Here is a 12,411-nt window from a genome sequence, read left to right on the forward strand (position 1 = left end):
CAAGCAATTCGTGTGGGAGCTCATGGAGCAGCTGCGGTCGTCGATTAAGGAGGTGATCCAGCCGCAGGTTCCCCTACGGCTACCTTGTTACGACTTCACCCCAGTCATGAATCACACCGTGGTAACCGTCCCCCCGAAGGTTAGACTAGCTACTTCTGGTGCAACCCACTCCCATGGTGTGACGGGCGGTGTGTACAAGGCCCGGGAACGTATTCACCGCGACATTCTGATTCGCGATTACTAGCGATTCCGACTTCACGCAGTCGAGTTGCAGACTGCGATCCGGACTACGATCGGTTTTGTGGGATTAGCTCCACCTCGCGGCTTGGCAACCCTCTGTACCGACCATTGTAGCACGTGTGTAGCCCAGGCCGTAAGGGCCATGATGACTTGACGTCATCCCCACCTTCCTCCGGTTTGTCACCGGCAGTCTCCTTAGAGTGCCCACCATAACGTGCTGGTAACTAAGGACAAGGGTTGCGCTCGTTACGGGACTTAACCCAACATCTCACGACACGAGCTGACGACAGCCATGCAGCACCTGTCTCAATGTTCCCGAAGGCACCAATCCATCTCTGGAAAGTTCATTGGATGTCAAGGCCTGGTAAGGTTCTTCGCGTTGCTTCGAATTAAACCACATGCTCCACCGCTTGTGCGGGCCCCCGTCAATTCATTTGAGTTTTAACCTTGCGGCCGTACTCCCCAGGCGGTCAACTTAATGCGTTAGCTGCGCCACTAAGAGCTCAAGGCTCCCAACGGCTAGTTGACATCGTTTACGGCGTGGACTACCAGGGTATCTAATCCTGTTTGCTCCCCACGCTTTCGCACCTCAGTGTCAGTATCAGTCCAGGTGGTCGCCTTCGCCACTGGTGTTCCTTCCTATATCTACGCATTTCACCGCTACACAGGAAATTCCACCACCCTCTACCATACTCTAGCTCGACAGTTTTGAATGCAGTTCCCAGGTTGAGCCCGGGGATTTCACATCCAACTTAACGAACCACCTACGCGCGCTTTACGCCCAGTAATTCCGATTAACGCTTGCACCCTCTGTATTACCGCGGCTGCTGGCACAGAGTTAGCCGGTGCTTATTCTGTCGGTAACGTCAAAACACTAACGTATTAGGTTAATGCCCTTCCTCCCAACTTAAAGTGCTTTACAATCCGAAGACCTTCTTCACACACGCGGCATGGCTGGATCAGGCTTTCGCCCATTGTCCAATATTCCCCACTGCTGCCTCCCGTAGGAGTCTGGACCGTGTCTCAGTTCCAGTGTGACTGATCATCCTCTCAGACCAGTTACGGATCGTCGCCTTGGTGAGCCATTACCTCACCAACTAGCTAATCCGACCTAGGCTCATCTGATAGCGCAAGGCCCGAAGGTCCCCTGCTTTCTCCCGTAGGACGTATGCGGTATTAGCGTCCGTTTCCGAGCGTTATCCCCCACTACCAGGCAGATTCCTAGGCATTACTCACCCGTCCGCCGCTCGCCACCAGGTACAAGTACCCGTGCTGCCGCTCGACTTGCATGTGTTAGGCCTGCCGCCAGCGTTCAATCTGAGCCATGATCAAACTCTTCAGTTCAAACATCTTTGGGTTTTGAGAAAACCCTAAACTTGGCTCAGCAATCGTTGGTTACATCTTTGATTTCTCGCGGAGTAACTTGTGATGCTGATAATCTGTTGACTAGCAGTCTGACTCCACAAGCACCCACACGAATTGCTTGATTCAGTTGTTAAAGAGCGGCGGGTTGAGCCTTTCGTCTCAACCGAGGCGCGCATTCTACAGCGCCCCGTGTATCTGTCAAGCGGTTATTTTAAGAAGTTTTCAAAGTTTCGCTTGGAAATCCTTAACAACTTCAACCACTTGCGCTTCCGATCTCTCGTTAGCGGGAGGCGAATTCTACAGCGTTACTCGCTGCTGTCAACACCTCTTTTTAACCGCTTTCGATCGAGAGGATCGAATCGCCGATAGAGCCAAACAACACCACCCCATCAACTTCTTCAGCACTTCGATGATCTGAAGCACCTGACCTGCCGAAACCTTCTAACTCATTGAAACTCAAGGAGTTTTCCGTTTCGACTGCGCCGGAAGTGGGGCGAATTATAGACATCCAGAATCTGCCGTCAACCCTTTATTTCGTTTTTATTACCGAAGGGATCTTCTTCCCCATTAAACGAGGGATTCGCCGCGCAACCGGCCCGATCCTCAGCACCAACAGCAGCCCACCTATAAAGGCGTATATCGACCACTCCTTGAGATCCGCCCGCACGATCCACAACATATGCAGCAAACCAAGCCCGAGGACTAGATAGGCCAGTCGATGCAGCTTTTTCCAGCGAGGTCCTAGTCGCCGCTGACTATATCGATTGGACGTAGCTGCCAAGGCCAGCAGGCCAAGAAAACCCAGCGCCCCGACAATGATGTAGGGGCGCTTGCTCAGCTCGACACCCAGCTGCGACCAATCGAACCCGAGGATGAACGCCGCATAGCCGCTCAAATGCAGCACGACATAAGCAAAACACCACAACCCCAACTGGCGCCTTACCGCTATCCACCCTGCCCACCCTGTCAATTTCTGCAGCGGCGTCATGCTCAGGGTGATCAGCAGCAAAACCAGCGTTCCCAACCCGAGCCGATCAACCAGGACCTTGCCCGGATCCGGCCCCAGCGAGTTCACCAACGCTTCGTAAAGCCACAGCAAAGGCCATATCGCCGCTGCGACGAAGACGCTTAACCGCCATGCCAGGAAACGCATCAGTAGTCTTTCCTCAGATCCATCCCTGCATATAAAGAAGCAACTTCATCTTGGTATCCGTTGAACATCAACGTATCGCGCACATTCGGACTGAACAGACCGCTCGGTAAACGACGCTCCCGAGCCTGGGTCCAGCGCGGATGGTCAACGGTCGGATTGACGTTTGCATAAAAGCCGTACTCATCGGAAGCGATGCTTTGCCAAGTGGTCTTGGGCTGCTCACTTACCAGACTGATGCGCACGATGGATTTCACGCTCTTGAAGCCATATTTCCACGGCACCACCAACCGTAACGGAGCACCATTCTGGTTAGGCAGTTCACGCCCATACATGCCAACCGCCAGGATGGCCAGCGGGTTCATAGCCTCGTCCATCCGCAAGCCTTCCACGTAGGGCCAGTCGATCAGCGCAAAACCTGAACGTTGACCAGGCATGGTCTTGGGGTCCTGCAGCGTTTCAAAACGAATGTATTTGGCCTTGGACGTCGGCTCGACTTGCTTGAGCAATGCGGATATGGGGAAACCAATCCAGGGGATGACCATAGACCAGGCCTCGACGCAGCGCAGTCGATAAATTCGCTCCTCCAATTGGTAAGGCTTCATGAAGTCTTCCAGGCCATAGCGCCCCGGCTTGCCCACCTCCCCGTCCACTACCACGCTCCAGGGTTCGGTTTTCAAGGAGCCAGCATTTGCCGCTGGATCTCCCTTGTCGGTCCCGAACTCGTAGAAGTTGTTGTAATGAGTGGCGTCCTTGAACGGCGTAACGGACTCGTTCTTGACCGTGACCGCCCCCCATTGGACGGAAGGCAGTTTCTCGGCAAACCAGGACGGCGCCTTGCCGGGCTCCACATCAGGATAACGCGCCGCGTCGACGGCACCGGCCCAGCGCGGCAAACCGCCAATGGCGAGGCCAGCCATGGTAGCCCCAAGCATCTGGCGACGAGATAGATAAAGAGATTCGGGCGTGACGTCCGATTCATGGCAATCGGACGACTTGGGGATCTTGATCAACATGACGACTCCGCAGTATTGGGGGGAGATGCACCAATAGACTGCGGAGTATGGGGGATATTAGATTAAGGCAACATTTAGCGTCGGCGCAGACGCAACAAATATTGCACCGGCCCGGAAGCGGCATAGGCAAGAAACACCAGCAGCAGGATACGCGGCGGATCACTGAACACCACCGCAAACACCAGCACCACGGCCAGGATAGCTACGAAAGGCACACGCCCCTTCAGATCCAGCTCCTTGAAGCTGTTGTACTTGATATTGCTGACCATCAGCATCCCGGCCGCCGCGACCAGCAGCGCCACCAGGAACGACATCTTCGAACCCTGGATCCCGTAATCACTGAACGCCCAGACGACACCTGCCACGACGCCCGCAGCGGCTGGACTGGCAAGACCAATGAAGTAGCGCTTGTCGGCAGTGCCAACCTGGGTATTGAAACGCGCCAGGCGCAACGCGGCACCCGCCACATAAATGAAGGCAACCATCCAGCCGACCTTGCCCATGTCCCCCAGCGCCCAGCCGAACGCCAGCAATGCAGGGGCGACACCGAACGCAACCATGTCCGACAGCGAATCGTATTCGGCTCCGAATGCACTTTGGGTGTTGGTCATGCGGGCCACGCGCCCGTCCAGCCCATCGAGCACCATGGCGACGAAAATCGCAATCGCGGCGAACGCGAAGTAACGACTCGCCCCGGCACTGTCGCCAGCACTCAATGCGGCCTGGGCACTCATGGAACTGATGATGGAATAAAAACCGGCGAACAGGTTCGCAGTGGTGAACAGGTTCGGCAGCAGATAGATGCCACGATGCCGGACCTTACGGCCTTCAGCGTCATGGCCCTCTTCGACGTGCTCATCGATAGGCAACAGGCTTTCGGCGTCAGGAGCCTGGCTTGGCTCGTCGGGACGTTCGCTCATGGACAATACCTTGCAACGGTGTGAAAAAATTCGACAGGCGTCTGGGACGACGGTTCGGCCGCAAACGATGCAGCTTTATACCAGAAGCTGGTGCCCAAACGAAAAAACGCGGCCAGGGCCGCGTTTTTTGATCAAGCTCGCGACTCAGTTCTTGGCTTTGTCGACGATCTTGTTGGCACCGATCCACGGCATCATGGAGCGCAGTTGCTCGCCGATGATTTCGATACCGTGCGCGGCGTTGTTACGACGCTTGGCGGTCATCGAAGGATAGCCGGTAGCGCCTTCGCTGATGAACATCTTGGCGTATTCGCCGTCCTGAATGCGTTTCAGGGCGTTGCGCATGGCCTGGCGGGACTCGGCATTGATGACTTCCGGACCGGTCACGTACTCGCCGTATTCGGCGTTGTTGGAGATCGAGTAGTTCATGTTGGCGATGCCGCCTTCGTACATGAGGTCGACGATCAGCTTCAGTTCGTGCAGGCATTCGAAGTAAGCCATCTCTGGCGCGTAGCCGGCTTCAACCAGGGTTTCGAAACCGGCCTTGACCAGCTCGACGGTACCGCCACACAGAACGGCTTGCTCGCCGAACAGGTCGGTTTCGGTCTCGTCCTTGAAGGTGGTTTCGATGATGCCGGTACGACCGCCACCCACGCCAGCCGCGTAGGACAGGGCGACGTTCTTGGCGTTGCCGGAGGCGTCCTGGTAGATCGCGATCAGGTCAGGGATACCGCCGCCCTTCACGAACTCGGAACGTACGGTGTGGCCTGGGGCTTTCGGCGCGATCATGATCACGTCGAGGTCGGCACGCGGCACAACCTGGTTGTAGTGGATCGCGAAGCCGTGGGAGAAGGCCAGGGTGGCACCTTTCTTGATGTTCGGCTCGATTTCGTTCTTGTACAGCGACGATTGGAACTCGTCCGGGGTCAGGATCATGACCAGGTCGGCAGCGGCAACGGCGGAAGCCACGTCGGTGACTTTCAGGCCATGAGCCTCGGCCTTGGCAACGGTGGCCGAGCCTTTACGCAGGCCGACAGTGACGTCAACGCCGGAATCTTTCAGGTTGCACGCCTGGGCGTGGCCCTGGGAACCGTAGCCGATGATGGCGACTTTCTTGCCCTGGATGATCGACAGGTCGCAATCTTTATCGTAGAAAACTTTCATGAATTTCCCCTATATCCGGCCATTCAGGCCATTCGCTAATTTGGTTTAGATGCTCAGTACTTTGTCGCCACGGGCAATCCCGGTGACACCACTGCGTACGGTTTCCAGAATCGAGGCAGTGCCGATCGATTGGATGAAGCTGTCGAGCTTGTCGCTGGTACCGGTCAACTGAACGGTATAGACGCTAGCGCTGACATCGACGATCTGCCCACGATAAATATCGGTAGTGCGCTTGATCTCGGCGCGCTGGGCACCGGTGGCCTTGACCTTGACCAACATCAGTTCGCGCTCGATGTGAGCGCTTTCCGACAGGTCCACCAGCTTGACCACCTCGATCAGCTTGTTCAGGTTCTTGGTGATCTGCTCGATGATTTCATCGTGGCCCACGGTGGTCAGCGTCAGACGCGACAGGGTCGGGTCCTCGGTTGGCGCCACGGTCAGGCTTTCGATGTTGTAGTTGCGCTGCGAGAACAGGCCCACTACGCGAGACAAAGCACCCGGTTCGTTTTCCAGAAGCAAGGAAATAATGTGTCGCATGATTAGGTACGCTCCGTCTTGCTCAGCCACATGTCGCGCATGGAGCCGTCTTTGATCTGCATCGGGTAGACGTGCTCGCTGGTATCGACCTGGATGTCGAGGAACACCAGTCGATCCTTCATCGCGAAGGCTTCTTCGAGCCCGGACTTCAAGTCCTTCAGGTCAGTGATGCGGATGCCGACGTGACCATAGGCCTCGACCAGCTTGACGAAGTCCGGCAGCGATTCCATGTAGGAATGCGAGTGACGGCTGCCGTAGCTCATGTCCTGCCACTGGCGAACCATGCCCAGTACACCGTTGTTCAGGTTGACGATTTTCACCGGCAGACCGTATTGAAGGCAGGTCGACAGTTCCTGGATGTTCATCTGGATACTGCCTTCGCCGGTCACGCAGGCAACATCGTTGTCCGGGAAGCTCAACTTGACGCCCATGGCCGCCGGGAATCCGAAGCCCATGGTGCCCAGGCCACCGGAGTTGATCCAGCGATTAGGCTTGTTGAACTTGTAGTACTGCGCCGCGAACATCTGGTGCTGGCCCACGTCCGACGTCACGAAGGCATCGCCGTTGGTCACTTCGCACAATGTCTCGATGACCGTCTGCGGCTTGATCACGCTGCCGTCGCCCTTGTCGTAGGGGAACAGGCCACGATCACCGCGCCATTCATCGACCTGCTTCCACCAACTGGCGACGGAGTCTTTGTTCGGAGCCTCGCCAATTTCCTTGAGGATCGCGACCATTTCAGTCAGCACGCTTTCTACAGGACCGACAATCGGCACGTCGGCCTTGATAGTCTTGGAGATCGACGCCGGATCGATGTCGATGTGGATGATCTTGGCGTTCGGGCAGAATTTCGCCGGGCCGTTGATGACACGGTCGTCGAAACGCGCACCGACCGCCAGGATGACGTCCGCATGGTGCATCGCCAGGTTGGCGGTGTAGCTGCCGTGCATGCCGAGCATGCCGATGAACTGGCGATCAGTGCCTGGGTAGGCGCCGAGGCCCATCAGCGTATTGGTGACCGGCAGGTTGAGCATCTTCGCCAATTCGGTCAGCGGCGCAGACCCTCCGCCGAGAATCACGCCACCGCCGGAGTAAAGCACGGGGCGCTTGGCCGCCAGCAGCATTTCCGCAGCCTTGCGGATTTGTCCCGAGTGGCCGCGGACAGCCGGGCTGTAGGAGCGCAGCTTGGCTTTTTTCGGGTAGATGTATTCGAATTTCTCGGCCGGGTTGGTCATGTCTTTCGGCACGTCGACCACGACCGGGCCCGGACGACCAGACTCAGCCAGGTAGAAGGCTTTCTTCATGACCTCCGGGATTTCCGACGCGTGCTTGATCATGAAGCTGTGCTTCACGATCGGCCGGGAGATACCGATCATGTCGGTTTCCTGGAACGCATCGGTACCGACCATGGTGCTGGGCACCTGGCCAGAGATGATCACCATCGGAATCGAGTCCATGTAGGCCGTGGCGATACCGGTGATGGCGTTCGTGGCGCCGGGGCCGGATGTCACCAGGACCACGCCAGCCTTGCCAGTGGCGCGGGCATAGCCGTCAGCCATGTGGGTGGCCGCTTGTTCGTGGCGAACCAGGATGTGGGTCACTTCCGGTTCTTTGAACAGGGCATCATAGACATGAAGAAGAGCACCGCCGGGGTACCCGTAGATATATTTGACGCCTTCGTCACGCAAGAAGCGGACGAGCATCTCACCGCCAGATAAAAGCTCCACGTTGTTCACCTCTAAAACGCCAGAATACCGACCCACGAAAAGGGGACGGGTCTTAATAGGTTTACTTCTCGGCAGAGCATGAGCGACGGTGGTCGCCGACTACGTCAGCACTGACTGAGCAAGTATTGGGATCGTCCCAAGTGTTGCGGGCCTTTCCCACCCAGCGCGAGGTAACGCGTTGCGGGTGTAACAGGTCGGCGCGGATGTGCGCCTCATGATCTGCCGAGTGGGTCTGCTTCTGGCAGTCCCTCTACAGCGGACTTTGGATTCTTCTGTTTCGCCCTCTGCAAGTCAAGTCGTCAATGTGCTTTATTGAAGTAAGCACATGAGAACGCAAGAAAAAACCTTTAAACGGCTACTCTGTTAGCTTCGATTGCGCAACCCAGGACAAGGAAACAGCATGCGAACGATGATATTGACCGTCACCCTGCTGCTAGGCCTGAGCCCGATGAGCATGGCCGGCCAGATCTACAAATGGGTCGACGCCCAAGGTGTGACCCATTTCGGCGCCCAACCGCCTGAGGGCGTAGAAGCGACTACCGTAGGCAAATCCACAACGCCGGCACCCAAACCTGCGGCGCCGGCGTCAGACGGAGTCGTTGGCGATCAGAAAGCCATCGACCAGCAAGTAAAACAGCAGGTTGCCGAACAGGAAGCTCAACTCAAGGTTTTCTGCGAGCAGGCACGGACCAACCTGGCCCAACTGCAGAACAACCCAAGGGTGCGAGAAGAGGTGGAAGGTGAAATGCGCCGCCTTACGGATGAAGAGCGGCGCCAGCGCATCGATGAAACTCGCGCGCAAATTGAAGAGAACTGTCAGTGAGCTGTGTCAACTGACGTCGGCGATCAACTGGTCGAACTGCGCAAGCAACTGTTGCAACTTGACGCCCTGCCCTGGCCGTTGGGCATAGACCATCTCAGCCATGGCGAGGATGCCCGAAGCGTTAGGCAGGGGCAGGTCGTTTTCCAGGATGGATTTCATCCGCGGCAGGAAGATCCATTGCAGCCACTGCTCGAAATCCAGGGTGTCGACCGCGAACGGCTCGACACTTGCCAGCGCCTCGGCCGAGGGGGGAACATCGCTCCACCAGCCCTGAACCCGCAGCTCCCGCTCGATAAGCAGCAACTGATCGGCGATTTTTGGAAAACGTCCATCCATCAGAGGGAAACCTTTGCCTTCTGGCGGGCCAGCGCGGCGCCCGCCGAATCGCCCTGCTTCTCACGCGCCTGGGCGATCAATTCCCACAGGCTTGCCTGGAGCGCCGGGCGACCGCCGGAGAATGTCAGGCCACGACGAGCCAATTGCTCAGCCTGCGGCGCATCGCCCTGGGCCATGCGTACCTGGGCCAGTCGATACAGAACCTGCGGCTCACGCGGCGCGACACGCTGGGCCCGTTCGAGGCTCGAAGAAGCTCCGTTGAGATCCCCACCGGCTTGCTGCTGTTGCGCCGTGGTCAGGAGCGCCAGCACCGGGCCGTCCAATTGCTCATCGGCGGACAAGCCACCGGCACTGGCCGAAGGAGCGCTGCTCGGAGTCGACGGCATGCTGTAGCTGCCCTGATTGATCGGCGAGGTTTCGATAGGCCCCGGCGTGATAGGGCCTGGAGTGATCGGCGTGCTGCTGATCGGTGCCGAGGTGGCGGCACCACCTCCGGGCACCATCACCACGACACCGGTGTCGCCTTGCGGGATCGCCTGGGCCTGGCCCTGGACCGGCCGCTTCACCGTCGTTTGACGGAAACCACCATTGGCCGAAACCCGCTCGCTATTGGAGACGGCCGTGCCGGAGTCGACAACCGGAATCGAACCGCGCTGTACGGTAGAACAGCCGCTGAGCAAAGCCACGGCGGTTACCGCTGGAATCAACCACTTGTTCACTTGAAACCCTCTTGCTTAATTCATCCAGTCCTTGACCCAATCCATCACCGATTCGGCGGGATTCGTGCCGCCGCAGGCTGCACCGGGCGGTGGTTCGCTGCCGCGAATATACGGCATCTGTACGGCGCCCGGGCAATTGGCGTCGGAACCCTGGCCCGTGCGCGAATCGACCCAGGCCTGGACGATGTTGTCCGGTTGCGGCATGTCCAGCGGCAACGGATCGGCCTTGCGCATGAAACTGGTCCAGACCTGCAACGCACCGGTAGCGCCGGTGAACGGTGTCTTGCCGTTATCGTCACGGCCGAGCCAGACCACCGCCAGCAGGTCCTGGCTGAAACCGGCAAACCAGCTGTCGCGCGAGTCGTTACTGGTGCCGGTCTTGCCCGCCAGGGTCAACGTCCGTGGGAGCACGTTATAGACAGAACTGCCGGTGCCTTCACGCATGACCCGCTGCATCGCACTTTGGATCAGGTAGATGGAAGCCGGATCGAAGCGTTGCTGGATCTGGAACGGATAACGCTTGAGCGGTTCGCCGTCGGCAGTCAGCACGCTGCGGATCCCGCGCATCGGCGTATTGAAGCCACCGTTGGCCAACGTCTGGTACATGGCCGCAACTTCAATCGGCGTCAGGCCACCGGCGCCCAGCAGCATCGACGGGAATGCCGGGAATTCGCGGCTTACTCCCAGGCGCGCCAAGGTCTTGAGCACATTCGGCACGCCGACTTCCAGCCCGAGGCGAGCCGTCGAGAGGTTGTAGGAATGCGCCAGCCCCTGGTACAGGAACACCGTGCCATGGGGACGACGATCATAGTTTTGTGGCGTCCAGACCTGACCGTCCGCGCCCTTGATCGAAAACGATTCATCGGATAGCCAGCTCGTCAGCGTGTACTGGCTCGGTTTTTCCAACGCCGTAAGATAAACCGCCGGCTTGATCAGCGAGCCGATCGGGCGCACCGCATCCAGGGCCCGGTTGAATCCTGCAAAGCTGGCCTGGCGGCTGCCGATCATCGCCTGGACTTCCCCGGTTTCCGGATTGGTCACGACCATGGCCGCTTCGACTTCGTCCGATCCCTTGCGCCCCGCCAGTCGCTTGAAGGTGTCATTGACCGATGCTTCGGCCTTCATCTGCAGGATCGGGTCGAAACTGGTAAAGATGCGCAGGCCTTCTTCGGTCAAGTCTTCGTCGCGGTAGTCTTCCCGCAACTGACGCTTGACCAAGTCCATGAAACCGGGGAACGAACTGTCCGCCAGGCTGCCGCGCTTGGTCACGCCCAGCGGCATCTTCTTCGCCGCCTCGACCTGCTCGGCCGTGGCCACGCCCTGTTGTTGCAGCAGGTCGAGTACCAAATTGCGCCGCTCGAGGGCACGCTCCGGATTACGACGCGGGTTGTAGGACGATGGCCCCTTGACCATGCCCACCAACAACGCCACCTGATGCAGCTTGAGTTCGGACAGCGGCTGGCTGAAGAAGAACTGGCTGGCCAGGCCGAAACCGTGCACCGCGCGCTGGCCGTCCTGGCCGACGAAGACCTCGTTGAGGTACGCCTCCAGAATCTCTCGCTTGTCGTAGTGCAGTTCCAGCAACAACGCCATCATGGCTTCGGTCAGCTTGCGGGTCAGGCTGCGCTCGTTGGTCAGGTAGAAATTCTTGACCAGCTGTTGGGTCAAGGTACTGCCGCCCTGGCGCATGTGCCCCGACGAAGTGTTGACCCAGACGGCCCGGGCGATCGATTTGGGCGAGACACCAAAGTGATGGTAGAAATCCCGGTCCTCTACGGCGATCAGTGTTTCCAGCAAGAACGGCGGCACCTGGTCGATCTTGATCAGGATCCGGTCTTCGAGGTTCTTGGGGTATAGGCCACCAATCAGCAGCGGCTCGAGGCGCACGACCGACAGGCTCGCATTATTGGCGCCGGTCAGCGCGGCAACATAATCACCGGAAAAACGCACCCGCACCGGTTGCGCTTGCTCCATGCCTTCATAGAACTGGAAGCCACGGGTGTTGAGGTCGATGGTGTTGCCGTTCACCGAGGCCGCACCCGGACCATTGGCTACGCTTTCGCGGCGATAACCCAAGGCATCGAGCTCAGTCAGGAAATCATCCTTGCTCAGTTTTTGTCCGACGAACAGCTCCAACGGCCGTGCGTAGACCTTCGCCGGGATGGTCCAGCGCTTGCCGGAGAACTTCTCCTGGACGATGGCATCAAGGTAGACGGCAAAACCGGCAAGCACGACAAGGCCTACCAGGCTCAGTTTAAGGGCCCAGCCCAACCAGGGCCGCAGGCGGCTGGCGGGTGGTTTCTTGGGGGTACGGGGGGATCGGGTACGAGTCATGGCGCCGGATTATACGCACTTTGTGGTGGTTCAACATGAGTCCGCCGAGGTTTGCGTTAGCGCGGCTTGCGGCCATAATGACC

The 12,411-nt window shown here is 58.2% G+C and carries 11 protein-coding genes and 1 rRNA gene; 1 reads left to right on the forward strand and 11 read right to left on the reverse strand.

What is annotated here, in order from left to right; genetic code table 11:
- Positions 1–45: 45 nt before the first annotated feature.
- The 8 genes from J3P79_RS22415 to J3P79_RS22450 form a co-directional block, all read right to left on the reverse strand.
- Positions 46–1,584, reverse strand: a 16S ribosomal RNA gene (locus tag J3P79_RS22415).
- Between the two features lie 352 nt (positions 1,585–1,936).
- On the reverse strand, positions 1,937–2,065 hold the full coding sequence (locus tag J3P79_RS22420; RefSeq protein WP_434605722.1) for a hypothetical protein: 129 nt from the start codon (positions 2,063–2,065) through the stop codon (positions 1,937–1,939).
- A gap of 69 nt (positions 2,066–2,134) precedes the next feature.
- Positions 2,135–2,758 carry a protein-methionine-sulfoxide reductase heme-binding subunit MsrQ gene (gene msrQ, locus J3P79_RS22425; protein WP_434605723.1) on the reverse strand — a complete coding sequence of 208 codons (624 nt, stop codon included), beginning with the start codon at positions 2,756–2,758 and terminating at the stop codon, positions 2,135–2,137.
- The gene (gene msrP, locus J3P79_RS22430; RefSeq protein ID WP_434605724.1) at positions 2,758–3,771 is read right to left on the reverse strand and encodes a protein-methionine-sulfoxide reductase catalytic subunit MsrP; all 1,014 of its coding nucleotides are present in this window, start codon (positions 3,769–3,771) and stop codon (positions 2,758–2,760) included. The genes msrQ and msrP overlap by 1 nt, the downstream gene beginning before the upstream one ends.
- 74 nt (positions 3,772–3,845) lie before the next feature.
- Entirely contained in the window at positions 3,846–4,691 is an 846-nt protein-coding gene (gene pssA, locus J3P79_RS22435; protein ID WP_434605725.1) for a CDP-diacylglycerol--serine O-phosphatidyltransferase, read from the reverse strand.
- A 144-nt stretch (positions 4,692–4,835) separates the two neighbouring features.
- A complete protein-coding gene (ilvC, locus tag J3P79_RS22440) occupies positions 4,836–5,852 on the reverse strand; it encodes a ketol-acid reductoisomerase (protein WP_003228216.1) in 1,017 nt (338 codons plus the stop codon).
- Positions 5,853–5,897: 45 nt separating this feature from the next.
- Positions 5,898–6,389: an acetolactate synthase small subunit gene (gene ilvN, locus J3P79_RS22445; protein WP_003205610.1), complete on the reverse strand. Its 492-nt coding sequence runs from the start codon at positions 6,387–6,389 to the stop codon at positions 5,898–5,900.
- A 2-nt stretch (positions 6,390–6,391) separates the two neighbouring features.
- Positions 6,392–8,116, reverse strand: coding sequence for an acetolactate synthase 3 large subunit (locus J3P79_RS22450; protein WP_039593917.1), 1,725 nt, complete (start codon positions 8,114–8,116; stop codon positions 6,392–6,394).
- A 400-nt stretch (positions 8,117–8,516) separates the two neighbouring features.
- Between J3P79_RS22450 and J3P79_RS22455 the strand changes: the two genes are divergently transcribed.
- Positions 8,517–8,939 carry a DUF4124 domain-containing protein gene (locus tag J3P79_RS22455; protein WP_434605726.1) on the forward strand — a complete coding sequence of 141 codons (423 nt, stop codon included), beginning with the start codon at positions 8,517–8,519 and terminating at the stop codon, positions 8,937–8,939.
- 6 nt (positions 8,940–8,945) lie between these two features.
- On the opposite strand, the gene J3P79_RS22460 is transcribed toward J3P79_RS22455, so the two are convergent.
- Genes J3P79_RS22460 through mrcB form a run of 3 tightly spaced genes read right to left on the reverse strand, consistent with a single transcriptional unit; the run spans position 8,946 to position 12,328 of the window.
- On the reverse strand, positions 8,946–9,275 hold the full coding sequence (locus J3P79_RS22460) for a YqcC family protein (RefSeq protein WP_434605727.1): 330 nt from the start codon (positions 9,273–9,275) through the stop codon (positions 8,946–8,948).
- Positions 9,275–9,994: a tetratricopeptide repeat protein gene (locus J3P79_RS22465; RefSeq protein ID WP_434605728.1), complete on the reverse strand. Its 720-nt coding sequence runs from the start codon at positions 9,992–9,994 to the stop codon at positions 9,275–9,277. The genes J3P79_RS22460 and J3P79_RS22465 overlap by 1 nt, the downstream gene beginning before the upstream one ends.
- Positions 9,995–10,009: 15 nt before the next feature.
- Positions 10,010–12,328, reverse strand: a complete 2,319-nt coding sequence (gene mrcB, locus J3P79_RS22470; RefSeq protein ID WP_434605729.1) for a penicillin-binding protein 1B — start codon at positions 12,326–12,328, stop codon at positions 10,010–10,012.
- Positions 12,329–12,411 lie beyond the last annotated feature (83 nt).

Origin of the sequence: Pseudomonas sp. R1-7 (assembly GCF_051132105.1) — a bacterium.
In the GTDB taxonomy this organism is placed as follows: Bacteria; Pseudomonadota; Gammaproteobacteria; order Pseudomonadales; family Pseudomonadaceae; genus Aquipseudomonas.

Coding starts and splice junctions, on each gene's coding strand:
- msrQ (WP_434605723.1), bottom strand. CDS start 2,758: ATGCGTTTCCTGGCATGGCGGTTAAGCGTCTTCGTCGCAGCGGCGATA.
- msrP (WP_434605724.1), bottom strand. CDS start 3,771: ATGTTGATCAAGATCCCCAAGTCGTCCGATTGCCATGAATCGGACGTC.
- J3P79_RS22460 (WP_434605727.1), bottom strand. CDS start 9,275: ATGGATGGACGTTTTCCAAAAATCGCCGATCAGTTGCTGCTTATCGAG.
- pssA (WP_434605725.1), bottom strand. CDS start 4,691: ATGAGCGAACGTCCCGACGAGCCAAGCCAGGCTCCTGACGCCGAAAGC.
- ilvN (WP_003205610.1), bottom strand. CDS start 6,389: ATGCGACACATTATTTCCTTGCTTCTGGAAAACGAACCGGGTGCTTTG.
- J3P79_RS22455 (WP_434605726.1), top strand. CDS start 8,517: ATGCGAACGATGATATTGACCGTCACCCTGCTGCTAGGCCTGAGCCCG.
- ilvC (WP_003228216.1), bottom strand. CDS start 5,852: ATGAAAGTTTTCTACGATAAAGATTGCGACCTGTCGATCATCCAGGGC.
- mrcB (WP_434605729.1), bottom strand. CDS start 12,328: ATGACTCGTACCCGATCCCCCCGTACCCCCAAGAAACCACCCGCCAGC.